Below are 24,513 nucleotides of genomic sequence, written 5' to 3' on the forward strand. Positions count from 1 at the left end.
ATTGATACTACCCGCAAAGGAAGATGAACATGAGTTTTTTCAAGCGCCTTCGTGATGCTATTGTCCAAAAGTCCGAAGAGGTCACCCAGAAGTTTACGGATGGCTTGGCTAAGACGAGAGACCTGCTAGTAGAAAAAGTAGAGGATCTGGTACGTCGCTACAAAAAGATCGACGATGACTTTTTCGATGAATTAGAGGAAATTTTGATTACGTCCGATGTGGGCGTCAATACCGTGATGGAGCTCATTGACGACTTGCGGACAGAGGTGCGCAAGCAAAAAATCGAGAATGCGATCGACCTGCAGCCCATTCTCTCAGAAAAACTGGTTGCCCTTTTGAAAAATGATGATGCTGCGGATACGACTCTGAATGTAGAGGACGGTCGTCTGAACGTCATTTTGTTCGTAGGGGTTAACGGAGTTGGGAAAACGACTACGATCGGTAAAATGGCGCATATGTTCAAGCAGCAAAATAAAAAAGTGCTGCTGGCAGCAGGTGACACATTCCGTGCAGCAGCTATTGAACAGCTGGAGGTCTGGGGAGAGCGTGTAGGAGTTGACGTAATCAAGCAGCAGCAAGGCTCTGATCCAGCTGCCGTGATCTACGATGCGATTCAGGCAGCGAAATCCCGACAGGTCGATGTGCTGTTGTGCGATACGGCAGGCCGTTTGCAAAACAAAGTCAATCTGATGGAAGAGCTGGCGAAGGTTCACCGCGTATTGCAGCGCGAATTGCCAGGAGCTCCGCACGAGGTCTTGCTAGTTTTGGATGCTACGACTGGGCAAAATGCGCTTTCACAAGCGAAAACGTTTGGACAGTCTGCTGGTGTAACAGGTTTGGTCCTGACCAAGCTGGATGGTACAGCAAAGGGCGGTATCGTCATTGCGATTCGCAACGAGCTGAACATTCCGGTGAAATACGTCGGCTTGGGTGAAAGAATGGATGACTTGCAGCAGTTTGATCCCGAGCAATTTGTTCACGCGCTGTTTGCTGGATTGATCCAAAAAGATGAAACAGAACAGCAGGAAAACGCGTAAAACATAGTGTTTCGAGGATATAAAAATGATGTCAATAAAAAAGCTTGACACTAGGTGTGGAATTAGGTACTATAATCTACGTGCTGTAAAGAAAAAGTCTTTACAGTTTGAAACGAGTACCTCATAGCAAAGGATTGGTTTCATGTTAGAAAAGACCAATCAAGTTAATCTCTTGTTTGACTTTTACGCGCCGCTACTCAAGGGCAAGCAGCGAGAATATCTTGAGCTGTATTATCTGGACGATTTATCGCTCGGAGAAATTGCCGAGATGCATGAGGTCAGCCGCCAAGCTGTCTATGATCATATTAAGCGGGCAGAGAAGCAACTGTTTGAATACGATCAGAAGCTTCGCCTCGCTGAGCGTCATGAAAAGCGCATGGACGTGTTGAATCGCATGACCGAACTTGTAAATGAGCTTTCGGAGAGCGAGACAAGAGACGAGCTGAACACTTTGCTCCACCAACTGTCAGAGATGGATTAGGAGGGCTCGCATGGCGTTTGAGAGCTTAGCCAATCGGCTGCAAAACGCGTTTGACAAACTGCGCGGCAGAGGGAAAATAGACGAGACCATCGTGAATGAAGCGATGCGTGAGGTCCGTCTGGCCCTGCTGGAAGCAGACGTTAACTTTAAAGTGGTAAAAGACTTCGTTGCTCGTGTCAAGGAGCGCGCAGTCGGTCAGGAAGTCATGAAAAGCCTGACGCCTGGTCAAATGGTGATCAAGATCGTGAACGAAGAGCTGGTCGCTCTGATGGGTGGCAACGTCGCTCAGCTCACGATGGCGCACCGCCCGCCGACCGTCATCATGATGGCAGGTCTGCAAGGGGCAGGTAAAACGACCACAACTGGTAAGCTGGCCAAGTACTTGCAAAAGCAAAACCGCAAGCCGCTTCTGGTAGCGGGAGACATTTACCGTCCTGCTGCGATCAAGCAGCTTCAGGTTTTAGGGGATCAACTGAATGTTCCCGTCTTCACTCTCGGTGATCAAGTCAGTCCTGTCGATATCGCTCGCCAAGCGATTGAACACGCGAAGACGAATCATCTCGACGTAGTCCTTATCGATACCGCAGGTCGCCTGCATATTGACGAAGCGCTGATGGATGAGTTGAAGCAAATTCGCGAAGTAACCAAGCCCGATGAGATTTTGCTCGTCGTGGACGCGATGACAGGTCAGGATGCCGTCAATGTAGCAGAGAGCTTTAACAGCCAGCTCGAACTGACTGGTGTGGTTCTCACGAAGCTCGACGGTGATACCCGAGGCGGTGCGGCACTGTCCGTCAAAGCTGTCACTGGCAAGCCGATCAAATTCGCGGCGATGGGTGAAAAGCTGGATGCGCTCGAACCGTTCCATCCGGATCGTATGGCTTCCCGTATTTTGGGTATGGGTGACGTACTCAGCCTGATTGAAAAAGCACAGGCATCCGTGGATGAAGACAAAGCACGCGATATGGAACGCCAAATGCGTCAAGGTGAGTTTACCTTCGACATGTTCCTGGATTCCATGCAGCAGCTTCGCAACCTGGGTCCTTTTGAAGACATTCTCGGCATGCTGCCAGGAATGAACAAGATGAAGGGCAAAATGAACGTGGATGAGAAGCAGATTGCCCGCGTTGAAGCGATCGCCAAATCCATGACCAAACAAGAGCGCGCGAATCCTGATTTATTGAATGCCAGCCGTCGCAAGCGCATCGCAAGCGGAAGCGGAACGAGTATTCAAGAAGTCAATCGCTTCCTCAAGCAGTTCGAGGAAATGAAAAAGATGATGAAGCAATTCTCAGGCGCTGCTGACAAGATGGTCAAGAAGTCGAAGAAAAAAGGCTTCGGATTACCTTTCATGGGAAAAGGCGGAGGCAACAACCAGGGCGGGATGAACTTCCCTTTTAACTTCAAGCCACCGTTCAAGTGAGTAGGCATGATCTCTTCGCGACACTGACTTGTCAGCTGGCCGCGATGGTTCAGATATAGTAGCACCAACGCAGATGCTCTTCTAGCGTTGATTAATACAGGAGGTGACACAACATGGCAGTAAAAATCCGTCTGAAGCGTATGGGTTCCAAGAAAGCTCCTTTCTACCGTGTAGTAGTAGCTGACTCCCGTTCCCCACGCGATGGCCGTTTCATTGAAGAAATCGGTTACTACAATCCGGTTGCTCAACCGGCAGTGGTGAAAATTGATACCGACAAAGCGGTACAATGGATCCTGAATGGTGCAGCTCCAACTGACACCGTTCGTAACCTTCTCTCCAAAGAAGGCGTACTCGCAAAAGTACACGAAACCAAATACGGCAAATAAGTCGGTCATCTGGAGGTTTGATGATGAAAGCGCTGGTCGAAACGATCGCTAAAGCTCTCGTCGATCATCCGAATGAGGTTCGTGTTAACGCAGTGGACAAAGAGCGAACTCTCGTCTTTGAATTGTCGGTACACCCTGATGATATGGGGAAGATTATTGGCAAGCAAGGTCGAATCGCGAAAGCCCTGCGCACGGTCGTGATCGCCGCATCCGTGGAAACGGACAAGCGTGTCACGGTTGAAATTGTATGAGAAAAGGCTGGGAGCTTTCCCAGTCTTTTTTCTAGTATCCAGGATGCTCATCAACCATGATGGTTTTTCCGAAAGGAGTGGCGAAGGTGCTTACTATATTTCGGACGGTACAGGTTAAACTGATCATTACGGAAGCATCACGGGCTGCTCTCATTGATCAGTATAGCCAACGACTTCGTTTGCAGCGTAAAGAGTGGGAGCAGTGGCAGTTTCAATCGAAAAAGCTATTAACCGAGGCGAAGAAAAAGTCTGCGGATACATATGCGTTGGCGCAGGAAAAAATCGCGCAGGAAGAGCGTCGGCGCAAGGAAAAGATAGATCACCTGACATATACCCTCCAGCAGGTAGAAAATCTCTCAGAGGGAAGCGAGATCGATTACCAGACTGTCCAAAGCCCTGTCACGATTCAAGAGGGCGATGTATGGGATGAAATTATGTCCGGAACGGAAATCATGATAAAAGATGGCCTGGTGCATGAGATTCGACTACAAATGAAAAATGGGAACAAAGAAAAGGAGGAATGAACACGTTGAGCCAAAATAGTTTTTACGGGGTAGGCAAACTGGTTAATACGCATGGCCTGCGTGGTGAAGTACGTGTAACACCAACGACTGACTTTCCAGACCAGCGTTTTCGCAAAGGAAATGAGCTGTACTTGTTCCATCCGACACTCAGTGAGCCGCTCAAATTGAAAATCGCTTCTCGTCGCTCGCATAAAAATTTTGAGATTGTGAGCTTTCAAGGCTATGAGCATATTAACGATATCGAAAAGTACAAGGGCGGAGAGTTGAAAATTCCAGAGGAAGCGCTGATGGAATTAGAAGAGGATGAGTTCTACATTCATCAGCTCGTCGGCTGCGTCGTCGTAACCGATGAGGGCGAAGAACTGGGGAAAATCGTGGATGTCATGCAGCCGGGAGCAAACGATGTATGGGTAGTGAAGGGAAAACGCGGAGAAATCTTGCTGCCGTATATCGATGACTGCATTAAGGAAGTGGACATCGCAAACAAACGTGTGGTCTGCCATCTGATGGAAGGCTTGCTGTAGGAGGAACTTCAGATGCGGATCGACATTTTTACGCTCTTTCCCGAGATGTTTACAGGTGTTTTGTCCAGCAGCATTTTGGGAAAGGCAAGCGAAAAAGAACTGGTTGATTTTCACGTCACCAATTTTCGTGATTTCTCTGAGAGCAAGCACGGTACGGTAGACGACACCCCTTATGGTGGTGGCGGTGGAATGGTTTTGAAGCCAGAGCCGTTGTTCCGGGCCGTAGAAGCCTTGACAGGAGAGAAAAAGCCCCGAGTGATTCTGATGTGTCCACAGGGTGTGCCTTATCATCAGAAGCTTGCAGAGGAGTTAGCGCAAGAAGAGCACCTTGTCTTCATTTGCGGTCATTATGAAGGGTACGACGAGCGAATTCGGGAGTATCTCGTCACGGATGAGATCTCGATTGGCGACTACGTCCTGACTGGGGGAGAGCTCGCGGCGATGGTGGTCATTGACAGTGTCGTTCGTTTGCAACCAGGGGCGTTGGGCAACCAGACGTCAGCTGTTGAGGATTCCTTTTCAACAGGACTGCTCGAATACCCTCATTACACAAGACCGGCTGAGTTTCGCGGCTGGAAGGTGCCAGACGTATTGTTGTCGGGTCACCACGCCAATATTGAAAGCTGGCGGTTAAAAGAATCGTTGCGTCGAACAAAAGCACGGCGTCCAGATTTGTTGGAAAAGCTTGCGCTGACAGATGAAATGAAAAAGCTATTGGCTGAATTGGAGCAAGAAAAAAAGTAGGGCACAAATAGGAGAAGAACCTTGTAGTTTTGTAGCCACTGTGTTAATATACTTCTTGTGGCAATTTTGCCCGCTGACTAAGGCGGTCCGCTACTCGTAACGCAGCCTAAGCGGCTGGACCTATGGGTTAGACGAGTAAGAACGTCTATCGGAAGGAGGAAATTCAAATGAACCAAATTATCCGTGAACTGGAAAAAGCGCAATTGAAACAGGACATTCCTGCGTTCCGACCTGGTGACACTGTTCGTGTACACGTTAAGGTTATCGAGGGTCAGCGTGAGCGTATCCAGCTGTTCGAAGGCGTATGCATTCGCCGTCGCGGTACAGGTATCAGCGAAACATTTACAGCTCGTAAGATTTCTTACGGCGTAGGTGTTGAGCGTACATTCCCAGTACACACGCCTAAGATCGACAAGATCGAAATCGTGCGTCATGGTAAAGTACGTCGTGCGAAACTGTACTATCTGCGCGATCGCGTAGGTAAAGCAGCTCGTATTAAAGAAATTCGTCGATAAGCGTAACGCTTAGAAAGAGGACTGGCCTGCTTGCCAGGCCTCTTTTTTCCATTTAGCGATCTTGAAATAAAATAGTTCATCTTGACATATGTTACAGCTAAGGTTGGACGAGTTCTCATGGGAGGATCGTAAGTCATGAGCGAAGAAATTACCTCCAGTCATAAGAAGAAAAATGAACTATGGGAATGGATAAAGGCACTTGGGATCGCTTTAGTCTTGGCGTTTCTCATTCGTACCTTTTTGTTCGCCCCGTTTATTGTAGAAGGCGAATCCATGGAAAGTACATTACATAACAGCGAAAAATTAGTTGTGAACAAAGCTATTTACTTTTTGCAAGATCCGAAGCCTGGTGAAATCATCGTGTTCCATGCTGAAAAGGAACGGGATTACATCAAGAGAGTCATTGCTGTTGAGGGTGATACAGTTGAGGTTAAAAGCGATCAGCTGCTGGTCAATGGCAAAGTGGTAGAGGAACCGTATCTTACACAATTAAAAGAACAAGCGAAGCAGCAGGGAGAGCCGTTCTTTACCCACGATTTTCCCCCGGTCCAAATACCAGCAGACCATATCTTTGTGATGGGCGACAACAGGCTGAACAGTCATGACAGCAGAGCCATCGGTCCTGTTGCCGTCAGTACGGTTGTTGGTAGAGCTGAGTTTACATTTTGGCCGGTTGCGGGAATTCGCTTGACTAGATAACGCAAAGCTTCAAGGTAGGTGAGACATCATGACGATCCAATGGTTTCCTGGCCATATGGCTAAAGCACGTCGTCAAGTAACGGAAAAGCTGAAATTAATCGATGTAGTCATTGAGCTTCTCGATGCACGTCTGCCGCTTTCCAGCCGTAATCCGATGATTGACGAGATTGTCAGTGATAAACCACGTTTGATATTACTTAACAAAGCAGATTTGGCGGATGAACGGGCAACAGATGAGTGGATTGCTTATTTTCGCAAACAAGGCATTCGCACATTGCCGATTGATGCTCTCAGTGGAAAAGGTGTCAGCAAGCTCCCAGAAATGTGTAAGGAGCTAGCTGCTGACATGCTGGCAAAGCGCAGTGAGCGGGGGATGCAAGGGCGTGCCATCCGCATCATGATTTTGGGAATCCCCAATGTCGGCAAGTCTTCCCTCATTAACCGATTGTCCAAGCGCTCGGTAGCGGCAACAGGTGATCGTCCGGCAGTAACCAAGGCGCAGCAATGGGTAAAAATGGGCGATACACTGGAGCTTCTCGATACGCCTGGTATTCTTTGGCCGAAATTTGAAGATCAGATGGTAGGTCTGCGATTGGCGGCAAGTGGGGCAATTAAAGACGAGCTCATCGATTTTACGGAGGTAGCATTATTTGTCATCAGCTACATGATGCACTACTATCCGGAACGCCTGATCGAACGCTTCAAGCTAAAAGAATTGCCTGAGGATCGAGTAGAAATGCTCGAAGAAATCGGGAAGAAGCGTGGATGCCTCGTTTCTGGCGGAAATATCGACTACGACAAGGCAGCGGAAATTTTCCTGCGTGAGCTGCGTTCCGGCAAGCTGGGAACGATCTCTGTCGAGCGCCCGATTGACTGGGAAATGGACGAACCGATTGGTAAGCCGGTATCTTTTCCAGAATAAGCTTTTCCAGCCATCAAAAACCTGTCTATCGACATATACGGTAGGCAGGTTTTTACTATGAGGATCGGTAAGGAGAAATGAGTCAATGAATCTAGCGGATATGTCGATAAAAGAAATACGAGTGACGATGGAAAAGTTGGACGAGGTACCCAAAGATTTTTTACAATTGCTGAAAGAAGATAAAAGAGCGGGTGTACAGGCTCTGGCGAAGCAGATGGAAGCAGCGATTGCGCGTCAAGAAAAGCTCGCACAGATGTGGGCTGACATGACCGTCTATGAGAAAGCGATGTTTGAGAAGGGGCATCAGTACATATTCGGGGTTGATGAGGTCGGAAGAGGTCCATTGGCTGGTCCAGTTGTCGCGTGTGCCGTGTGCCTGCCCAAGGATTTTTACTTGCCAGGCCTGAATGACTCGAAGAAGATACCCGTATCCACCCGGGAGGCTTTTTGCGAAATCATTCAAAGAGATGCACTTGCTGTGGGAATCGGAATTGTCGAAGCAGCAAGAATTGATGCGATCAATATATTAGCTGCTACAAAAGAGGCGATGAAGCTGGCGATCCAACAGGCAGGTAAAGCACCAGATGCATTACTGATTGACGCTGTGCAGCTAACCGGAATGGATTGCGAGCAGGTTCCGATTATTGGGGGAGATGCCAAGAGTGTCTCGATTGCAGCCGCATCGATCGTAGCGAAGGTCACCCGTGATCGATTGATGGCGCAGTATGCCGAACAATATCCAGCCTATGGCTTTGACAAACACGCAGGCTACGGCACCCCTGAGCATCTGGCAGCAATCGCTCGATTTGGACCTACGCCGATTCATCGGAAGACATTTACTGGCGTAAAAGAACACGCCTAAAAAGTGCTAGTAACATACGAGCTACAGGAGGAGGATCTGCATGTTTTCCCCGTCGCAACTTATTCAATCATTCGTGCAAAAAGCACCCATATCCGCTCCGAAGCCGGTTGAGCTTACTCCCGGTCAAGTGTTTAAAGGCACGGTAATCAAGCATTACCCGGACAATATGGCGCTCGTACAAGTCGGGGGAATGCAGGTTCAGGCTAAAATGGAAGCAAGTCTGGAACCGGGCCAGAAAGCTTGGCTGCAAGTCCAGCCATCAACAGGTGTCGTCACGTTGAAGGTTTTGGAAAGCGTTGGGGACGGAGCTGGAAAAGAAGCATCTCTAGAAGGGCTAATGCGTTCACTAGGGATTGCCGATACAAAAGAGAACAAAGCAATCGTGCAAGCTCTGCTTGGTGCCAATCTTCCTGTGAATAAGGAAACCATACAAGCTTTTTCAGCCGTTGCTGGGAGATTAGGCGTAGACAATGCCACTATCGAGGCATTCCTGACTGCCATGAAACGAAATTTGCCACTGTCTCCCGATACAATCGCAGGGCTCAAGGCTTTTTTATCGGACAAGCCAATGGGGCAGCTCATACAAAACCTGCTGCAGCAAGCCTCGCTCTTTTTAGAGGGAGAGGGCCAGCCTTCCCAGACGACAGGGCAGGTGCCTCAAAGCCAATCACAGCAAGTACCCGGACAAGCTAATGCAGCAACGGGAGATGTCAAACAGCTTGTCAGTCAGTTAAAAGAAAAGTTGACGGGACTCTCTTTCCTTATCCAGGGCAACGATGGTACAGACGAGGGACTGGCGGTCAAACAAATGCCACAAGGGAATCAGCCCAATCAAGGTGCTTCGCAAAACGCGACTGGAGGAAGCCAGACTCAGCCTCTGCCTGCGCAGAGCGGTCAGCCTTCATCGCAAGTGCAGACATCGCCCCAATCATCAACACAGGCTTTCAGTACCATACCATCGCCATCACAAGCTGTTTCGTCATCTGTTTCCACTGAGACAGTACCTGCACCAAACACCGCCGGTAAGCAGGTGGAATCGCAGCAAAACGCCATGACTGGTAAGAGTAATCAGTTGGTGTCGAACCAGACCAGTGGTGCAAGCGTCGAGTCAAAAATTGCTCGAAATGAGTCCTTGCCTATTCCTCAGTCAACACAGATGAATCAGGAGTCGATCCAAAACAAGCAGACGGCAGAGCAAAGGACCGTAGTGACAGACGCGGGACAAAAAGTCATGCCACAAATGGTGTCTCAAGCATCTGGTGCGGTAAATGGAGCCACAGCTGCTAACCCGATTGCTGAATTGTTTCGTCATTTAGGCGTAACCCACGAGAGAGAATTGATGGGACAGGCATTTTCACAAGGGGCGATCGATTCCCATTCATTAAAGCAGATGGATACAGTCAAATCCCTCTTGCTCCAAATCAGTCAAGCGCCAGCTCAAGCAATTCCAACCGCCTTGCGTGAAGCTGCAGATCAACTGCTGCAACAAGTGACCGGGCAACAGTTGATGATGGTACAGCCCGCTAACCAAGCTTTGTCTCAAATTGTGATGCAAATTCCGATTCGCCAAGGTGAAGGGGATGAGACGGCTTTCGTCCAAATTGAGTCGAAAAAGAAAGGCTCTGGCCAGCTTGATCCGGAGAACTGCCGTCTATTCTTTCATTTGGAACTCCAAAGCATGGGGACAACCATGATTGATGTAAGTATCGTGAATCGAATTGTTAACCTGCAAATTTTTAACGATACACCATGGGTGGAAGCACTCATTCAAGGGTCCAAGGATCGTTTTGCTGACCAATTACAGGACGTCGGTTACCATCTATCGGCTATGCGGGTCCAGCCTGTCCCGGCCGAGCGCGGCAAGTCAACAAGCCCGATTCAAACCAAAGGCCCCATCTTGGCTGACTATAAAGGGGTTGACCTTCGCGTATGAAGCCACCATCCTCTTCAGAACAAAAACGCAAACAGGCAGTTGCGCTAAAATACCAGGCGGGTATCATGGAAGCGCCAAAGATTGTAGCAAAAGGCAAGGGGTACGTGGCTGACAATATACTGAAGACAGCAAAGGAGCATGATATACCCGTACAAGAGGACCCATCACTTGTAGAGGTTTTGGGCAAGCTGGATTTGGATCAACAAATTCCTCCGGAGCTGTATCAAGTTGTGGCAGAAATCCTTGCTTTTGTCTATCGCATCGATAAAGGCGGAGGAACCAAATCATGAGCGATCGCCGCCGCCTTCTTGGTCAAAGAGGAGAACAGCTTGCTGAAAGCTATGTAGTGAACAAGGGTTTCCGCATTGTCGATCGAAATGTTCGAACAAAACGTGGGGAAATGGATTTGATTGCTCTAGACGGAAATTGCTTGGTTTTCATTGAGGTTCGAACGAGGAGCAGCCAATTTTTTGGAACAGCGGGCGAGTCCATTACGTGGAAGAAGAAACAGAAGCTGCGTGAGCTTGCCATCGAATATTTGCAAAAAACCTCACAGCCAATCCCGGCCTTTCGTTTTGATGTCATCGCGATTTACACCGGTACATCAACGCAAGGTGGAGACTTCATGAAGCCGGTCATTGAGCATTATGAGAGTGCGTTCTAGGAAAAACGGGCTCTTGACCACGAATATATTGGGGATACGTCTACAGCATCAGTCGCAGAGCCAGCGTACTATGTACTGTACTCGACGCGATGAAACTCCTCCAAGCATCAATATCCGCTTTCCGGCTCAAAAGCTGGGAAGCATTTTTTTTGATGACATGGATCGATTTGTACAGACAAGCCCATAACTAGTATCTCTTTTGCTTTTAAATCTGGGGTATCAACAATTGTTTGAAAGAAAAACAAATATTTTTCAAAAAAATAGCCGATATGGTGTGACATTTTTCCATCTCATACGTCAATACAAGTATAGGAAATAATTTGGAGGTAAAAACATGAAAAAGATCAAAAGCAACTTAATGAAAAACGTCTCCCTAGCGGTTGCAACTATTTGTACTGTTCAGTTTTCAGTTACAGGTATTGCTTCAGCTCAAGTCGTAACACCACAAGCTTTACAAGCTTATAGCGTGGTAGCAAGCACTTCTGGCCTAAAAGCCAATTCGAGTGCAATGAATATCTCCGTAGGTTCAACGCAAACGATTCGCCTTACTTATAATGGCAACTCCATCGATAATGGACTGGTTGACTGGGAAATAGGTACTTCTAGTATCGCTACTGTTAACAATGGAGTCGTGACAGGAAAGAAGGCAGGATCGACTATTGTTACAGCAAGATACAATGGACATAAAGTAACAATCAGAGTCACCGTTTCAAAAGCTGAGATTTTGGAAGCAAATCGTACTGAAATCAATATTAAAAAAGGTAAGAAATCAACAATTAGTTTGAAATATGCTGATAAGACTCTAGCTGGATCAAAGGCAGATTGGAGTACTGAGGATAAATCCATTGCTACTGTGGATGATGGTGAGGTAAAAGCTGTATCTTCTGGAAGCACAATCATTACTGCGGAATATAGAGGCCAAACAGTAGAAATTCGAGTAAATGTTGATCAAAGCAACTCAGATGGGAAACTGGAAGCAGACGTCTCTCGACTCAAGATGGAGAAAGGCGATAAAGAAACAATCAAATTGACATATGACGATGATAAACTGTCTGGTTCCAAAGCAACTTGGAAATCGTCGGATACTTCCGTAGCTAGAGTCAGTGATGATGGGGTCGTTACTGCTAGAGCCAAAGGTACAGCTACGATTACTGCCAAATACAAGGGCGACGAGGTAGAAATTGACGTCTATGTCGATACAGATGCCTCAGGTAGACTGGAAGCGGATGATACTAGTATTTCTTTGAAAGACGGACAAAGAGAAACTGTTCAGTTAAGATATGACGATGAAAGATTGTCGGGTTCCAAAGCAACTTGGAAAACATCCAATTCGTCTGTCGCAACTGTAAGTGACGGGGTTGTAACAGCTAGAGGTAAAGGAACTGCTTACATTACAGCTGAATACAAAGGTCACAAGGTAGAGATCCAAGTAAAAGTTGATGCAAATACTTCAGGTAAGCTGGTAGCGGACGACACCAACCTCTCCATGAAGAGAGGAAATCGTGAAATCATTATTTTGACTTACGATGGTGCTGTGATCAGTAATTCCCAAGCAACCTGGAAAACTTCTAGATCTTCCGTAGCAACTGTCAGCAGCAGCGGTACTATCACAGCGACAGGTAAAGGTAAGGCAACGATTACTGCCGAATACAGAGGCGAAAAAGTAGATATTGATGTAACTGTTGATGGTTCCTCCTCATTGCTGGAAGCTGATGATACCAGCCTCACCATGGATAAAGGTGACAGAGAAATCGTTGTATTGAAATATGATGGCGACATCATCAGTGGTTCTAAAGCATCATGGAAATCCTCTAAAACTTCTGTAGCGACTGTCAGCAGCAGTGGTACGATTACTGCAAAAGGAAAAGGAACGGCAACGATTACCGCTACGTATAAAGGCGAAAAAGTGGAGATTGAGGTAAAAGTTGACGGATCTGGCTCAGGCAAGTTGGAGGCAGATGACGACACGATTACAATCAAAAAAGGTGACTCCGAAAAGATCAAGCTCACATATGATGGCGATGATATCAGCGGTTCCAAAGCTACATGGAAGTCCTCCAAGTCTTCTGTAGCCACCGTATCAGACAATGGAACTGTAAAAGGGAAAAAGAAAGGTAAGGCCACTATTACAGCAAAATACAAAGGCTATACAGTAGAAATTGAAGTTACCGTAAAATAAGATAGGACAGAAAACTCGCTGAATCTTAATTGGTTCAGCGAGTTTTTTTCAAAAGTAAAGGAAGCACTGTTATTTGTTGTGGAGGAGGAATGAATCTTGAGAGAGATCATCTTGGAAAAGTTAAAAGAAATCGAACAAGTGCATGACTTGAAAATATTGTTCGCTGTTGAATCAGGAAGCCGGGCATGGGGATTTCCGTCCAAAGATAGCGATTTTGATGTACGTTTTGTTTATGTGAAGAAACCGGAATGGTATTTGTCCATTGACGACAAACGGGATGTTGTGGAAGTACCGATCAATGACCTCTTAGATATAAACGGCTGGGATATTCGAAAAGCGCTCAAGCTATTTCGAAAATCGAATCCACCCCTACAAGAATGGCTTGTGTCAGACATTGTTTATCTTGATACATTAGGCTTTCGAGATGAGCTGGTAAGGTTGCAAGGGGAAGTATTTTCGCCAAAGGCTTCCTTGCATCATTATCTTAGTATGGCAAAAGGTAATTTTCGGGACTATCTGCAAGGCGAGCAAGTCAAAATCAAAAAATACTTCTACGTGTTACGCCCCATTCTCGCATGTATCTGGATTGAAACATATCATACGAATCCCCCCATTGGATTTGATCAGCTAGTTGCAGAGCTGATAACCGATTCTACGTTAAAAGGTAAAATTTCTGAGTTGCTCCAAAGAAAAATAGCTGGGGATGAGTTGAACTTTGAGCCAAGAATCGAAGAACTTCACCATTTTATTGAGGATCAAATAGAGCGTCTAACTGCACTGACAAGCCAATATACAAATGATCTGGAGGACCCAACAGATAAGCTGGATGAGATATTTCGGAAGTATCTACAGAAGGCATGGATTGTTAGTTAGTCATTATGGAAACGTTACGATAGATAGGAGGTACAAATATTCATGCAGGATCATATCCGAAAACATATACAGCAACCTATCGAAATTCATTTTGATCAACCAGACAAACCGTACGGCTGCTTCTCCAATTTCTCCAGTCATCCAGTAGAGCTGGAAGGGGAAATATGGACAACCTTGGAACACTATCTGCAAGGCAAGAAAGTTTCAGGGACTACCCTTAAAAAAGAGAACATGCGCAAGGCATTACAAGCAAAAGTAGAACAGCACCCTGTCATTCGTGAAATCCTGCTCTCTACTGGGGATGCAGCCTTAATCGATCGTACGAGTAACGATCCAAACATACTAGGAAGATTGTGGATGGAAGTACGTGAAAGCCTAGAGGGGTATCAACCACATTTCTATTTGCCGCCATGGATAGTGTTTCCAGAGGAGCATCCTTATAGTTTGTTTTGGCGGATGGGTTTTGGTGAGGACTATGTCATGCATTATTGGCCATGGCTAGAGGAAATGAGCGAGGATGCCAGGAAAGAGTATGACGCTTATTTTCCGGTACCAGAGGAATGGAAGTTTGAAGATTTGGATGAGGAGGAAGAATGAAGCTACTGTTCATCTGCAGCAGAAATAAATGGAGGAGCTTGACGGCAGAAAAGATTTTTCAAGGAATCAATGACTATGAGGTAAGATCAGCAGGTACGGAAACTGGGGCGCGTATCAAAGTAACAAGTGGTCTTATTGGCTGGGCTGATCTCATTTTTTGTATGGAGAAAAAACATGCAAGGCGGTTACAAGAAAAGTTTAGCTTGGAACTGATGGATAAAAGGATCATTTGCTTGGGCATTCCTGATGAATACATGTACATGGATGAGGAACTGATCGAGATTTTAAAATCGAGTGTTTCCGCATATATAGAGGTTCCCGATTAGGCTGTGATCACCCGGTATCGATGTGTACCGGATTATTATGTATAATGGGGATGATATGGCTCGATTGCACTATCCATACTTATCGTAAAGCGAGGATTTTCGCCATGAAGAAAAAACTTGTACTGGTTCTAGATGTTGAAATAGCAGACAAAGCTGATATGCAGCAGCTGGCCGATTCTATGTCCACAGCAATTCAATCCGTGGAAGGGATTGAATTGCAAGACCTGGTTATGTTTGATAATGATGAAAACAATGCTGACAAGCTAATTGCTAACATAAAAAAAGAAATGTCCTAAAAAGGAGAGCAGTCCTGTGTTTTTCGTTTATGTTCTGGCTTACCTGATCGTTGCTCTCCTCTATGGATTTTGGACGATGAAAAGCCAAAAGCTCTGGGTTCGACTAACAGGAAATTTCATCGTTCACCTATTTATTGCTGCAATAGTGAGTCTCAGTTACTTTTTTGCGTAAAGAAGTGACTATGACCTGTAAGGGGAGATGAGTGTATGGATTATCACAAATTGAGTAAAGAATTGTCCTATGCGCTTCGTCATGCACCCCATGAATATGAGCTTGAGTTAGACGAACAAGGATGGGTTCCTATCAAGCAATTGCTTTCGTCACTTCATGAACAGCGTAAGTGGCGAGCGGTTACAGAAAAAGATTTACATACGATGATTGCGTTATCAGAAAAAAAGCGCCATGAGATCAATCAAGGCAAAATTCGCGCTCTCTACGGACATTCAGTGCCGCAAAAGATTCAAAAGGAAGAAAAAGAACCGCCTGCGTATCTTTTTCATGGCACGCCGCAAAGATTCCTCGAATCTATTTTGGCTAGCGGTCTTGTTCCAAAAGGAAGACAGTATGTGCATCTGTCTGAAGACGTCCAAACAGCACAGCAGGTTGGGAAAAGACGAGACGATCATCCCGTACTTTTGCGAATCGATGCGAGGCAAGCTTGGCAAGATGGTGTGAAGTTTTACCATGGAAATGAGCTCGTTTGGTTAGCAGATCACGTGCAAAAAGAGTACATCTCTGTCTATTAGAAGTAGCTCGATTTGCTCAAGAAGATACAACACAGCACGAGAAATGACTCGCATTCGATCGCGGGTCTTTTTTATATCAACATGAATCATAAGGAGGTAAAAACGGCATGGATTTGTTGTTTGCTATTCTACTGCTGGCAGGACTTTTTGCAATCTACGATGCGATTCGGAAGCTGAATCAAAACATAGTAACGCAAGTCGATCAAAACCAACGAATCATTGAACTACTGAATGAATTGAAGAGAAAGCAGTGAGGTTAAGGGTGACTGAGCCACGACTGCGCAGTTGTCGCAATAGGGGTGGAGTGAGCAGTTTTTTTACGTATTCAGCATGATGATTACCAGAGTGGTAGTAAACTTCTCCAGCGACTTTACGTAAAACGGCTACATATTTGGGAATCAGGACCGAGATGACAAAATCCGGATTGTATTTGTCTTGTTCGTAGTCAATGAGTGGAAAATCACTAATCAGGAGTAAACTGTAATTACATCCATCTGGAACGGTGTGGTCCCATTCTTGAAGATTTTCAGAAAGATACGGCCAAGGCATATATTGATCTGAATGTGGTCTTGATCATAGGTCCAGGACCAGCGATTATCGTTCTCCCCATCGTATTCAAATGGTTTCAGCAATAATACTCGTTCTAAATCATTGGAAATTTTCAATTCAGTTCACCTTCGTTTTTACGCTTTTTCATAAAGATAAAGAATACCGTCGTCGATCGACCAAATACGTAAAGAATGCCTCCAATCGCTTGTTTGCGAAGGTAAGTATTTTTCGAGGTCATTTACGATTTTTTCCCAATCTTGATCACTATCATTAATCTCGATATACTCACCGTAAACCAAGTCAAAAACGAGGTAACCCATTTCGTACTCAATGCAATCGATCTTATAGTAAGAGATACTGTATACTTCGTCCCAGTCGATCTGAACAGGTTCAGCATGTTCGTAGTGGATGGAAATTTGATGGCGATCAACCGTAAAAATCAAATAGAACCAACTCCTTACCTGTTTATTTGCAGTATACCTGTTGGAGTGAAAGTTTTCCATAAATGTATGGAGGAGTGGTAGCTGCTTGGGGGGAGTGTAGATCTTTTTGGTCAACTGCCTCGAAAAATCAGAGAGATTCGTGTGTTGGGCGTAAGGTCGGGTGAGAGGAAACTTGAAACTGCATTCCGTTCACAAACAGGAATGAATCAATAATAAATCCAGAGGAGATGTAAAATGGACAATTGGATACCATTTTCGGATGTGCAATATCGTCTGGTTTGGGGAAGATTTTATAAGGATTTCAATTTCAAACCTAGTGTCCATAGCAGTGATTGGCCTTCCTTTCATTTACCGATTCCTTTTGTTACTTTTGATATTACTGAATATACGGATGAGGATATCGATGATCTTGAGGAGAAGTGTGTTACGAACCTGAGAGCGGTGACTGGGTCTGACGAATTTATCTATGCACTTGATTGGCATCACGAATGCTACCTCTATAATCCGCATCTAGAGAATGGTAATACAAGCGGAAGGATAGGGTTTTACCCGGATGGGGACTATAGCTTCTATTTGAATAAAGATTTTAAATGGGGATACTTAGGGCATCCCTGGGAGCAATCAATAAGCATCTTTGGAGAAGAACTGATTCATCAGTTTGAAAGAAATAAACCAACTATATTTGGAAAGACAGTGCGTAGCAATCGAGGAAGTATTTGATGGAATTCAAGCAGTGTTTAAATCAGAAGGAATTACGGAGCGAGAGTAGACGGAAAGTTATTATGTGATGAATGTTTACCTGAAACCCTAGGTGGGCTTTTAAAAAATGTTCAATAGAATTGGCATTTCATTAGAAAAGGGGGGAAGTAGATGAGTACTTTAGAAAAAGCGATTGTTATTGCAACCAATGCACATACTGGACAGCTTGATAAAGGTGGGAATCCTTACATACTTCATCCATTAAGGATAATGATGAAGATGCCAAGCGAGGAATCGAGGATCGTTGCTGTACTCCATGATGTACTGGAAGACACAGAGGTAACAAAAGAAGATCTATTTCAAGCGGGGTTTTCTAATGAGATTGTTGAGGCTGTAATAGCTGTTACTAGAGATGAAGACGAAACTTATATGGAGTTTGTCAAAAGAGCAAAACTCAACCTGATAGCAAGGGCTGTTAAACTGGCAGACCTAGAAGATAATTGTGACTTGAGCCGTATCCCAGATCCAAACTCAAAAGACCATGAGCGGTTGTTGCGTTACAAAAAAGCCATTAAAGAATTGCTCTCGACATAAACGTTTTGGCGATAGAAGCTCCAATTTACTTGCCTACCCCCTCTGTCTTTTCCTACCCTATAACCAGAGGGGGAGAGAATATGTACGCATGCAGCTATTCAGGCACTGTACTCGGCATAGACGGAATGGTCGTCACTGTAGAAACAGACATAGCGAATGGCTTACCTCAATTCGATTTGGTCGGACTTGGCGGCTCCGCAGTAAAAGAAGCGAGAGATCGCGTTCGTGCAGCCTTGCGCAACGCAGGATACGACTACCCAATGCAGCGGATCACCGTCAACCTGGCACCAGCTGACCAGCGCAAAGAAGGCTCAGGCTTTGACCTTGCTATTGCCTTTGGGATTTTACTAGCCTCGAAGCAAATGCTCCCTAGACCAGAGAGAACCCTCGTCCTTGGTGAGTTGGCATTAGACGGTTCTCTTCGCCCTGTAACGGGTGTACTCCCCATTTTGCTAGAAGCTAAAAATGCAGGATTTACCCACGTGATCCTCCCCGAACAAAATGCATCGGAAGCACGGTTAGTCGACATTACCGTATTGCCTGCGAGCAATCTGGAAGAGGCTGTGAACTACTGGAAGGAAGGACTTCATAGTAAGAACTCAGACTTGATTTTTACCGAATCGGAGACAAGCAAGACAAATGCCAACCAGTTGCCCCCGGATCTTGCCAATGTTTACGGACAACACTTTGTAAAACGTGGCTTGGAGATTGCTGCAGCTGGATTTCATAATGTGATATTGGTGGGGCCTCCAGGTTCAGGGAAAACCCTTTTAGCTACTTGCCTGCCTGGTATCATGCCGAACATGACCATACATGAATCTTACGAAGTGACGAAAATATACAGTATTGCTGGTCAATTGAAGCGGGAGAGTGGGCTTGTCGAGGAAAGACCTTTTCGTGCCCCGCACCATACAATTACCGCTACTGCACTGATTGGCGGTGGTGCGCAAATCCCGCGTCCCGGAGAGTGTAGCTTGTCTCACGGTGGTATCCTCTTCCTCGATGAGATGCCCGAGTTTTCTCGGCATGTATTAGAGGTACTGCGCCAGCCGCTGGAATCAGGGGTTGTTACGATTGGACGATCTAAGCAGGTTTTTACCTTTCCTGCTCGGTTTCTGTTAATCGGTTCGTGCAATCCATGTCCGTGTAGATAATATCCTTGGAAAAACAATACTGAACGGTGACAGAAGCACGAGGGCGTTTTGATCCTTCACTAGGGGTTGTATGCACCTGAATGCGTTGTACCAGAGCCTTCACAATTTCACGTCTCGTTTCAAATGATGGATTGTCATCTAGTTTGTTTCGTAGTGATGTGAGTAATTGAAAAGCATTCATTACCTTAGTAGAATAATCACGGTCAACTTGCAGCGAGGTCCGTATTTCTTTTATGCGTTGCTCGAGGATCTCTTTCTCTTGATTGATTTTTTGGATCTGTTTCTCTAGATCGGTAAAAGTAATGATGCTTTTACGAAAGAGGTCCAGGATACTCTGGCGTTCTACATCTTTATCATCGATGCTCTTTTGAATAAGTGCTATTTCAGATTCCAAATCGACCTTCTCAGTTTGTTTTACTTCCCTAGCTGCAGCAATCTCCTTAAGGGCCTCCCCTGGCTGATTAATAAAGGCCAAGCAATCTCTCCACACAAGGTCCTCGATCCAATCTTGCGGCAAATTCTTTGATGTACACTTCCCTTGCATTGGACCCTTAAATGCTTGTTTACCAGTACAGACATAGAATCCTTTCAAAGCTCGTTTACTTCCAGGATAATGAATCCCCACATACGTTAATCCGCAGCACTGACATTTTAGTAGGCTTCGAAGTAAATATTGATTCTTGGTGTTACGCATTGCTTCTATTTGATTACTTCGAAGGACTGCCTGTGCTTTTTCCCATGTTTCAATATCAACAATGGCTGGAACTTCGCGTTCTATCAAATCGCGTTTTCTTTTGCTCCGTTTTCCATAGATATGTAATCCATAGTAAGTGGTACTCGTAATGATCCCACGTATTCTCGAGGGGCGCCAAATACCTGCAGTTTTCTGTTTTCGTTTTCCTCGAGTAATTTTCCGATCATCCCTTGCATAAGCCGTAGGAACACCTAGGGCATTTAAGTATTCTGAGACTTTTATGCATGAGTGGCCTTGGTTAGCAACCATATGGAAAATCAGCCTAACAACTCCTGCCTCTGTCATATCTGAGTGGGGGAGTAGCTCTTCACAAACCACCAGATAGCCTTCACTGTCTACGCGATATCCATAGGGGACAATACCTCCAAGCCATTTACCAGCCCGTGCAGCGCGGTTTGCACCGTACCACAGACGTTCTATGATGGTCTCACGCTCTAAGTCAGCCACCCCTGCTAGAATGGTTAAAAGGAAACGGCCAGATGGATCACCAGTATCAAAGGGCTCCGTCATAGAACGGATTTTTACACCGTCACTTTCTAGGTCGTGAACGGAATTCAGGATGATTCTGGCGGAACGTCCAAGTCGGTCTAAGCGGTAGATGAGAAGGAGATCAATCTCGCCATTCTTAGCATCTTGTAACAGTTCGCGTCCGGCTGGACGAGCTTCCAGTGGGACGGTTCCTGTAACGCCGTCGTCCTTGTACCACTTAACGATTTCTAACTGATGGAGATCTGCATACTTACGCGCAAACTCGAGCTGGTTTTCGATTGTACCACGTTCTGCTTGATCGTCCGAACTGACACGTGCATAAACTCCTAACCGCAACATGGTTCCCTCCTATTTTTGAATTGTGCTTTAGATATGTTACGAGATGAATTGAATAGGGTTGCATGACAATTTTGATTTGATTCTCAGCAACCTATCAGAACAAAGTTCCGGTGTAACCTTAAACTGATCTGATAGGATATCTAATATTTCAGGCTGCTTGTAATCATAGTTCTCCAGCATATGTAGGGGTAAGGCAGCGTATCTTGTGAAATTCCTTGCATCCCATTCCTGTAGCTCACGGAAGGCGGCGGGCATCATTAGCTGGCGTCCGGAATGACGGAGGATATGACACAGCTCATGATAAAAATGCTCCCTTTGCATAAGTGAAGGGAGTCTTTTGTCTATCGTTATACTTTTGAAGCGGCCGAATTCATATGCCATTGATGGTATCTCTTTGTAAAAGAGATGGATTCCTAGTGATCTTGATATACGTTGTTCATCTAGTTCTTCAGGTGTGTTAATTCCTAGCTGTTTGTAAAGTTGACTTATCCAGATTTCGAGCGGAGTAGGAGAATAGGACAATTTCATTGGTTCACCCCTACAGGAACGTTTGTTCTATTTATCTTGCTAATATATCCTATATTCCATCTATCTTCCAGTGTATTGTTTGTGTCACTCCTAATCTTTGAACAGTACGGGGGTGTAATCTGAGGAAGAAGGGGTTATATATAGGTGGATTTAACCCAGTATAAAAAGTTCTATAAGGTAATAGAAAGGGACAAAAAGATAGTGTTAAAAAATAAATTTTACATCTTAATAATTTGTGATTGAATGACAAAATGGAAAAAACAATGGTATATTCTAAATAGGTAAAAATAACTAATATTTGGTATTTGGAGGAAGGTTATGGGAACTTCAAAGCGTAAATTAAATGAGAAAATAAAACAGTTGATTCAAAATAATTCAAGCAAAGACATTAAGGAATCTGTTCCAATAGCTACATCAGAAATTATTACTGAAAAAGAACTTGATAAAGTGTTCAAAGAGGACTCTTTTAGACTATTTGTCGTGGCAGGAATTAATGGGATTAATCGGGTAAGGGCTGGCGAGTTTGGAGAAATTGATTTCGAAGAAGTCAAAATCAATGAAGTAACATTACAGGAAATAATCCAGCGAATTCTTGATATTGTCGAGGAGACAGTAGACACTGATTTTGCTGATGTAATGTTAAGGGCTTTTAAACTTGCTCTTACAGCAACATTGAAGGAAGATAAGGCAATTTTAGAATTTGTCTTAGACTTCTGTTTTTATCTCATTTTTCTTTTGGTCCAGGGAGAACTAATTGAAGCATTTAGTGATGTCTATACTGATTTTGGTCATGATCAAATTAATGACTTAATAAAACAGCAGGTGAGGCTGATTGTTTCAGAAGAATTGAATGACCTCATTACGGACTATGTTGATGGGAAAGTTCAACTTAAAGTACTGTTAAAGCAAATAACATCCAAGGCAAATGCTGTTAAAATCGGTGAGTTCTGATAAAAGGGGTAAGAACTTTGACTACATTGGATCAGTTACCGCATGAGCGATTGTTAGAGAATTTAGGAAATAATTTTATCACAGATAACGATCAGAAAATTCTAGATTTGGTCGACGTTATCAGTACAATTTACATTAGAGATATCCAAACAAAGAGACGAGATTCGTGGTCAAGAAAGTTTGAGGTTAGTGTTCCAGTTACAAATGTTTCTTTGTGGGAACAAGCTAGGCCAATTCTAAGTAGGTTAATAACTTTTGTCAGTGGAGATCAGGTAGAGATTACATATACTCAACGAGAAAAGGAGTTTAGAACCGGTTTATTCACTGACCTTACAAAGGGAAACTTTAAAGCCGTATCACTACTTTCTGGTGGACTAGATTCATTTAGTGGAGCATACCATAATATAGCTAATGGTATACCTAGTTTATATAATGGGTATCAGAACAGCAACAACTCTGAGCACAAACGTCAGAAGTTAGTGAGTGAATTTATTTGTTTACAGGATCCATCAGCAGCTTCAAAAATATCGCCAAATTTAAAAGTGACAAAGATTGAGCCCACACAGGCAACGCGTTCCCTTCTATTCTTGGCCCTAGCTTGTGCTCTGGCATATTCCTATCAGATTAAGGATGTCTTTATATATGAAAATGGTGTGTTATCTTTGAATCCAGTAATTAATCATCGTTTCACTACAAAGACTACACATCCAAGAACTATTTCACTATATAATCAATTATTGAAGGTACTTGAGCTAGATATTATGATTTCGAATCCGTTTTTATTTGAAACAAAGGGTGCTATTATTGATCGTTTAAGCAACACTTTTAAAGTTGCTATTACTAATACATATACTTGTAGCAGGAGTAGACAAAATATTTATGTGGGGAAATTCCAATGCGGGCACTGTATACCGTGTATTTTAAGGAAAATTTCCTTAGCTGCATACGATAATGAACACTACGACGTTGAGTACGATGTTCCTTATGACTATAAATTGCGTAGTATTAAGGACAAGTATGTTCAAAATGAGTATAAGTCTTCTGTGGATTATTTCAGAGAGTTAAAGGGTAATATTGATAATGGGAGTATTTACTCTTACATCGATATCCGACCTCGGGATTATGAGACTGGGGACTATAACGAGAGGACGACAATAATGTTAAAGGAGTTCAGCCGCGAATTTGAAAGGTTCTGGTCCAAGTATGCGATTTATTGATTTTCATGTGCATATTGATCATTACCCTGATCCTATTCGAGTCGCAAACGAGTATGAAACTCATAAGATATATGCTCTGTTTGTCACAAACTTGCCGGAGTTATTCGAGAAACATTATGCCAAGTTCGCAGCGTACAAATTTGTAAAGCTTGCGATTGGCTATCATCCTGATCTTACTGGAGAGTTTCCGTTTAACAGGGACCTTTTTGACAAGTTAGTTCAAACAACAAGTTATATTGGTGAAGTAGGAATTGACATCAGCAGTGATACGAAAGAATTGATTAATAAACAAGTTGAGAATTTTGAATTCATAACACAACCTAAGTATAATTTTGGAAAGATCTATTCTATCCATTCGACAGGTGGAGAAGATGAGGTCCTTGAGATTTTAAAGAAGAATAAAGTAAAGCAAGCAGTTTTTCATTGGTATAGTGGTAAGCTTAGTACACTCGAAAAAATTATTGAATGTAACTATCTTTTCTCAATAAACCATAGCATGTTGTCATCTAAGAAGGGTCAAAAAATAATAAGCCTAATACCAAAGGACCTTATGCTTTTTGAAACAGACGGCCCATTTGCTAGATACAATAAACAACTAGTAACACCTAAAAACATTCAAGAGATCTATCAAAAGTTTAACGAATGTATATCGAACTTTGACCAACATGTATTTCGTAACTTCAAAAGAATGCTTATTGAAAGAGACTTATACAAAATAAATTCAAAAAATTAAGGGTATGTGTTTTGCATATCTTCTTAGTTTTATTTAAAACACCCTCTTGATCACTGATCAGGAGGTTTTGGCGTTTTATG

The 24,513-nt window shown here is 44.3% G+C and carries 32 protein-coding genes; 28 read left to right on the forward strand and 4 right to left on the reverse strand.

The annotated features are described in order from the left end of the window. Positions 1–29 precede the first annotated feature (29 nt). The 15 genes from ftsY (at position 30) to FB479_RS02555 (ending at position 10,965) form a co-directional block, all read left to right on the forward strand. Positions 30–1,037 (forward strand): signal recognition particle-docking protein FtsY, encoded by a 1,008-nt coding sequence (ftsY, locus tag FB479_RS02485; protein ID WP_106653405.1) that lies wholly within the window; start codon positions 30–32, stop codon positions 1,035–1,037. 142 nt (positions 1,038–1,179) lie between these two features. Next, entirely contained in the window at positions 1,180–1,518 is a 339-nt protein-coding gene (locus FB479_RS02490; protein ID WP_106653406.1) for a putative DNA-binding protein, read from the forward strand. A 10-nt stretch (positions 1,519–1,528) separates the two neighbouring features. After that, positions 1,529–2,941, forward strand: coding sequence for a signal recognition particle protein (gene ffh, locus FB479_RS02495; protein ID WP_047067995.1), 1,413 nt, complete (start codon positions 1,529–1,531; stop codon positions 2,939–2,941). Between the two features lie 113 nt (positions 2,942–3,054). Beyond that, positions 3,055–3,327, forward strand: a complete 273-nt coding sequence (gene rpsP, locus FB479_RS02500) for a 30S ribosomal protein S16 (protein ID WP_047067992.1) — start codon at positions 3,055–3,057, stop codon at positions 3,325–3,327. 23 nt (positions 3,328–3,350) lie between these two features. Continuing rightward, positions 3,351–3,578, forward strand: coding sequence for a KH domain-containing protein (locus tag FB479_RS02505; protein WP_007719711.1), 228 nt, complete (start codon positions 3,351–3,353; stop codon positions 3,576–3,578). Between the two features lie 56 nt (positions 3,579–3,634). Next, positions 3,635–4,102 carry a YlqD family protein gene (locus FB479_RS02510; RefSeq protein WP_255438251.1) on the forward strand — a complete coding sequence of 156 codons (468 nt, stop codon included), beginning with the start codon at positions 3,635–3,637 and terminating at the stop codon, positions 4,100–4,102. Further along, positions 4,099–4,626 (forward strand): ribosome maturation factor RimM, encoded by a 528-nt coding sequence (gene rimM, locus FB479_RS02515; RefSeq protein WP_106653407.1) that lies wholly within the window; start codon positions 4,099–4,101, stop codon positions 4,624–4,626. Before FB479_RS02510 ends, rimM begins: the two co-directional genes overlap by 4 nt. 12 nt (positions 4,627–4,638) lie before the next feature. Further along, on the forward strand, positions 4,639–5,370 hold the full coding sequence (gene trmD, locus FB479_RS02520; protein WP_142062103.1) for a tRNA (guanosine(37)-N1)-methyltransferase TrmD: 732 nt from the start codon (positions 4,639–4,641) through the stop codon (positions 5,368–5,370). Between the two features lie 167 nt (positions 5,371–5,537). Continuing rightward, on the forward strand, positions 5,538–5,885 hold the full coding sequence (gene rplS / locus FB479_RS02525; RefSeq protein ID WP_015891886.1) for a 50S ribosomal protein L19: 348 nt from the start codon (positions 5,538–5,540) through the stop codon (positions 5,883–5,885). 135 nt (positions 5,886–6,020) lie between these two features. After that, entirely contained in the window at positions 6,021–6,584 is a 564-nt protein-coding gene (gene lepB, locus FB479_RS02530; protein ID WP_142062105.1) for a signal peptidase I, read from the forward strand. A 28-nt stretch (positions 6,585–6,612) separates the two neighbouring features. Further along, the gene (gene ylqF, locus FB479_RS02535) at positions 6,613–7,506 is read left to right on the forward strand and encodes a ribosome biogenesis GTPase YlqF (RefSeq protein ID WP_007719698.1); all 894 of its coding nucleotides are present in this window, start codon (positions 6,613–6,615) and stop codon (positions 7,504–7,506) included. Positions 7,507–7,591: 85 nt separating this feature from the next. Further along, the gene (locus tag FB479_RS02540; protein ID WP_106653410.1) at positions 7,592–8,368 is read left to right on the forward strand and encodes a ribonuclease HII; all 777 of its coding nucleotides are present in this window, start codon (positions 7,592–7,594) and stop codon (positions 8,366–8,368) included. A gap of 40 nt (positions 8,369–8,408) precedes the next feature. After that, positions 8,409–10,301, forward strand: a complete 1,893-nt coding sequence (locus FB479_RS02545) for a hypothetical protein (protein WP_142062107.1) — start codon at positions 8,409–8,411, stop codon at positions 10,299–10,301. Next, entirely contained in the window at positions 10,298–10,591 is a 294-nt protein-coding gene (locus tag FB479_RS02550) for an EscU/YscU/HrcU family type III secretion system export apparatus switch protein (RefSeq protein ID WP_106653412.1), read from the forward strand. Before FB479_RS02545 ends, FB479_RS02550 begins: the two co-directional genes overlap by 4 nt. Continuing rightward, positions 10,588–10,965: a YraN family protein gene (locus tag FB479_RS02555; RefSeq protein ID WP_106653413.1), complete on the forward strand. Its 378-nt coding sequence runs from the start codon at positions 10,588–10,590 to the stop codon at positions 10,963–10,965. Before FB479_RS02550 ends, FB479_RS02555 begins: the two co-directional genes overlap by 4 nt. Before the next feature lie 107 nt (positions 10,966–11,072). Here FB479_RS02555 and FB479_RS30300 read toward each other — a convergent pair whose 3' ends face one another. Further along, entirely contained in the window at positions 11,073–11,246 is a 174-nt protein-coding gene (locus tag FB479_RS30300; RefSeq protein ID WP_164724463.1) for a hypothetical protein, read from the reverse strand. Positions 11,247–11,299: 53 nt separating this feature from the next. On the opposite strand from FB479_RS30300, the gene FB479_RS02560 reads away from it, so the two are divergent. The 7 genes from FB479_RS02560 to FB479_RS30305 all read left to right on the forward strand — a co-directional run bounded on the left by FB479_RS02560 (position 11,300) and on the right by FB479_RS30305 (position 16,237). Then, a complete protein-coding gene (locus tag FB479_RS02560) occupies positions 11,300–13,144 on the forward strand; it encodes an Ig-like domain-containing protein (protein WP_106653414.1) in 1,845 nt (614 codons plus the stop codon). A 96-nt stretch (positions 13,145–13,240) separates the two neighbouring features. Continuing rightward, the gene (locus FB479_RS02565) at positions 13,241–14,017 is read left to right on the forward strand and encodes a nucleotidyltransferase domain-containing protein (protein ID WP_142062109.1); all 777 of its coding nucleotides are present in this window, start codon (positions 13,241–13,243) and stop codon (positions 14,015–14,017) included. A gap of 42 nt (positions 14,018–14,059) precedes the next feature. Further along, positions 14,060–14,614 (forward strand): NADAR family protein, encoded by a 555-nt coding sequence (locus FB479_RS02570; protein ID WP_142062112.1) that lies wholly within the window; start codon positions 14,060–14,062, stop codon positions 14,612–14,614. Continuing rightward, on the forward strand, positions 14,611–14,940 hold the full coding sequence (locus tag FB479_RS02575) for a low molecular weight protein tyrosine phosphatase family protein (protein WP_142062115.1): 330 nt from the start codon (positions 14,611–14,613) through the stop codon (positions 14,938–14,940). Before FB479_RS02570 ends, FB479_RS02575 begins: the two co-directional genes overlap by 4 nt. Before the next feature lie 104 nt (positions 14,941–15,044). After that, positions 15,045–15,236 (forward strand): hypothetical protein, encoded by a 192-nt coding sequence (locus FB479_RS02580; protein WP_142062118.1) that lies wholly within the window; start codon positions 15,045–15,047, stop codon positions 15,234–15,236. A 207-nt stretch (positions 15,237–15,443) separates the two neighbouring features. Beyond that, positions 15,444–15,983 (forward strand): RNA 2'-phosphotransferase, encoded by a 540-nt coding sequence (locus FB479_RS02585; RefSeq protein WP_142062121.1) that lies wholly within the window; start codon positions 15,444–15,446, stop codon positions 15,981–15,983. A 107-nt stretch (positions 15,984–16,090) separates the two neighbouring features. Then, entirely contained in the window at positions 16,091–16,237 is a 147-nt protein-coding gene (locus FB479_RS30305) for a hypothetical protein (protein WP_164724464.1), read from the forward strand. Positions 16,238–16,666: 429 nt separating this feature from the next. On the opposite strand, the gene FB479_RS02590 is transcribed toward FB479_RS30305, so the two are convergent. Further along, positions 16,667–16,975 (reverse strand): hypothetical protein, encoded by a 309-nt coding sequence (locus FB479_RS02590; protein ID WP_106653420.1) that lies wholly within the window; start codon positions 16,973–16,975, stop codon positions 16,667–16,669. 234 nt (positions 16,976–17,209) lie between these two features. Here FB479_RS02590 and FB479_RS02595 point away from each other — a divergent pair, with 234 nt between their 5' ends. The 3 genes from FB479_RS02595 (at position 17,210) to FB479_RS02605 (ending at position 19,422) form a co-directional block, all read left to right on the forward strand. Then, positions 17,210–17,695 carry a DUF2716 domain-containing protein gene (locus tag FB479_RS02595; protein ID WP_142062124.1) on the forward strand — a complete coding sequence of 162 codons (486 nt, stop codon included), beginning with the start codon at positions 17,210–17,212 and terminating at the stop codon, positions 17,693–17,695. A gap of 150 nt (positions 17,696–17,845) precedes the next feature. After that, entirely contained in the window at positions 17,846–18,268 is a 423-nt protein-coding gene (locus FB479_RS02600) for an HD domain-containing protein (RefSeq protein WP_142062127.1), read from the forward strand. Positions 18,269–18,348: 80 nt separating this feature from the next. Further along, positions 18,349–19,422, forward strand: a complete 1,074-nt coding sequence (locus FB479_RS02605) for a YifB family Mg chelatase-like AAA ATPase (protein WP_142062130.1) — start codon at positions 18,349–18,351, stop codon at positions 19,420–19,422. On the opposite strand, the gene FB479_RS02610 is transcribed toward FB479_RS02605, so the two are convergent. Together FB479_RS02610 and FB479_RS02615 are read right to left on the reverse strand one after the other, a co-directional pair. Continuing rightward, positions 19,364–21,004, reverse strand: a complete 1,641-nt coding sequence (locus FB479_RS02610; protein ID WP_142062133.1) for a recombinase family protein — start codon at positions 21,002–21,004, stop codon at positions 19,364–19,366. The genes FB479_RS02605 and FB479_RS02610 overlap by 59 nt on opposite strands. Positions 21,005–21,040: 36 nt before the next feature. Then, a complete protein-coding gene (locus tag FB479_RS02615; protein WP_142062136.1) occupies positions 21,041–21,532 on the reverse strand; it encodes an ImmA/IrrE family metallo-endopeptidase in 492 nt (163 codons plus the stop codon). A 318-nt stretch (positions 21,533–21,850) separates the two neighbouring features. On the opposite strand from FB479_RS02615, the gene FB479_RS02620 reads away from it, so the two are divergent. From FB479_RS02620 to FB479_RS02630, 3 genes are read left to right on the forward strand one after another with little or no spacing between them, the layout of a single operon-like run. After that, a complete protein-coding gene (locus tag FB479_RS02620; protein ID WP_142062139.1) occupies positions 21,851–22,483 on the forward strand; it encodes a hypothetical protein in 633 nt (210 codons plus the stop codon). A gap of 17 nt (positions 22,484–22,500) precedes the next feature. Then, complete coding sequence (locus FB479_RS02625) at positions 22,501–23,700, forward strand: 7-cyano-7-deazaguanine synthase (protein ID WP_056486517.1); 1,200 nt, start codon at positions 22,501–22,503, stop codon at positions 23,698–23,700. Continuing rightward, positions 23,666–24,433, forward strand: a complete 768-nt coding sequence (locus tag FB479_RS02630; RefSeq protein ID WP_255438252.1) for a TatD family hydrolase — start codon at positions 23,666–23,668, stop codon at positions 24,431–24,433. The genes FB479_RS02625 and FB479_RS02630 overlap by 35 nt, the downstream gene beginning before the upstream one ends. Positions 24,434–24,513 lie beyond the last annotated feature (80 nt).

The sequence above is a fragment of the Brevibacillus sp. AG162 genome (assembly GCF_006715575.1).
GTDB lineage: Bacteria > Bacillota > Bacilli > Brevibacillales > Brevibacillaceae > Brevibacillus > Brevibacillus brevis.

Coding starts and splice junctions, on each gene's coding strand:
- ftsY (WP_106653405.1), top strand. CDS start 30: ATGAGTTTTTTCAAGCGCCTTCGTGATGCTATTGTCCAAAAGTCCGAA.
- FB479_RS02490 (WP_106653406.1), top strand. CDS start 1,180: ATGTTAGAAAAGACCAATCAAGTTAATCTCTTGTTTGACTTTTACGCG.
- ffh (WP_047067995.1), top strand. CDS start 1,529: ATGGCGTTTGAGAGCTTAGCCAATCGGCTGCAAAACGCGTTTGACAAA.
- rpsP (WP_047067992.1), top strand. CDS start 3,055: ATGGCAGTAAAAATCCGTCTGAAGCGTATGGGTTCCAAGAAAGCTCCT.
- FB479_RS02505 (WP_007719711.1), top strand. CDS start 3,351: ATGAAAGCGCTGGTCGAAACGATCGCTAAAGCTCTCGTCGATCATCCG.
- FB479_RS02510 (WP_255438251.1), top strand. CDS start 3,635: ATGATGGTTTTTCCGAAAGGAGTGGCGAAGGTGCTTACTATATTTCGG.
- rimM (WP_106653407.1), top strand. CDS start 4,099: ATGAACACGTTGAGCCAAAATAGTTTTTACGGGGTAGGCAAACTGGTT.
- trmD (WP_142062103.1), top strand. CDS start 4,639: ATGCGGATCGACATTTTTACGCTCTTTCCCGAGATGTTTACAGGTGTT.
- rplS (WP_015891886.1), top strand. CDS start 5,538: ATGAACCAAATTATCCGTGAACTGGAAAAAGCGCAATTGAAACAGGAC.
- lepB (WP_142062105.1), top strand. CDS start 6,021: ATGAGCGAAGAAATTACCTCCAGTCATAAGAAGAAAAATGAACTATGG.
- ylqF (WP_007719698.1), top strand. CDS start 6,613: ATGACGATCCAATGGTTTCCTGGCCATATGGCTAAAGCACGTCGTCAA.
- FB479_RS02540 (WP_106653410.1), top strand. CDS start 7,592: ATGAATCTAGCGGATATGTCGATAAAAGAAATACGAGTGACGATGGAA.
- FB479_RS02545 (WP_142062107.1), top strand. CDS start 8,409: ATGTTTTCCCCGTCGCAACTTATTCAATCATTCGTGCAAAAAGCACCC.
- FB479_RS02550 (WP_106653412.1), top strand. CDS start 10,298: ATGAAGCCACCATCCTCTTCAGAACAAAAACGCAAACAGGCAGTTGCG.
- FB479_RS02555 (WP_106653413.1), top strand. CDS start 10,588: ATGAGCGATCGCCGCCGCCTTCTTGGTCAAAGAGGAGAACAGCTTGCT.
- FB479_RS30300 (WP_164724463.1), bottom strand. CDS start 11,246: ATGTCACACCATATCGGCTATTTTTTTGAAAAATATTTGTTTTTCTTT.
- FB479_RS02560 (WP_106653414.1), top strand. CDS start 11,300: ATGAAAAAGATCAAAAGCAACTTAATGAAAAACGTCTCCCTAGCGGTT.
- FB479_RS02570 (WP_142062112.1), top strand. CDS start 14,060: ATGCAGGATCATATCCGAAAACATATACAGCAACCTATCGAAATTCAT.
- FB479_RS02575 (WP_142062115.1), top strand. CDS start 14,611: ATGAAGCTACTGTTCATCTGCAGCAGAAATAAATGGAGGAGCTTGACG.
- FB479_RS02580 (WP_142062118.1), top strand. CDS start 15,045: ATGAAGAAAAAACTTGTACTGGTTCTAGATGTTGAAATAGCAGACAAA.
- FB479_RS02585 (WP_142062121.1), top strand. CDS start 15,444: ATGGATTATCACAAATTGAGTAAAGAATTGTCCTATGCGCTTCGTCAT.
- FB479_RS30305 (WP_164724464.1), top strand. CDS start 16,091: ATGGATTTGTTGTTTGCTATTCTACTGCTGGCAGGACTTTTTGCAATC.
- FB479_RS02595 (WP_142062124.1), top strand. CDS start 17,210: ATGGACAATTGGATACCATTTTCGGATGTGCAATATCGTCTGGTTTGG.
- FB479_RS02600 (WP_142062127.1), top strand. CDS start 17,846: ATGAGTACTTTAGAAAAAGCGATTGTTATTGCAACCAATGCACATACT.
- FB479_RS02605 (WP_142062130.1), top strand. CDS start 18,349: ATGTACGCATGCAGCTATTCAGGCACTGTACTCGGCATAGACGGAATG.
- FB479_RS02610 (WP_142062133.1), bottom strand. CDS start 21,004: ATGTTGCGGTTAGGAGTTTATGCACGTGTCAGTTCGGACGATCAAGCA.
- FB479_RS02615 (WP_142062136.1), bottom strand. CDS start 21,532: ATGAAATTGTCCTATTCTCCTACTCCGCTCGAAATCTGGATAAGTCAA.
- FB479_RS02620 (WP_142062139.1), top strand. CDS start 21,851: ATGGGAACTTCAAAGCGTAAATTAAATGAGAAAATAAAACAGTTGATT.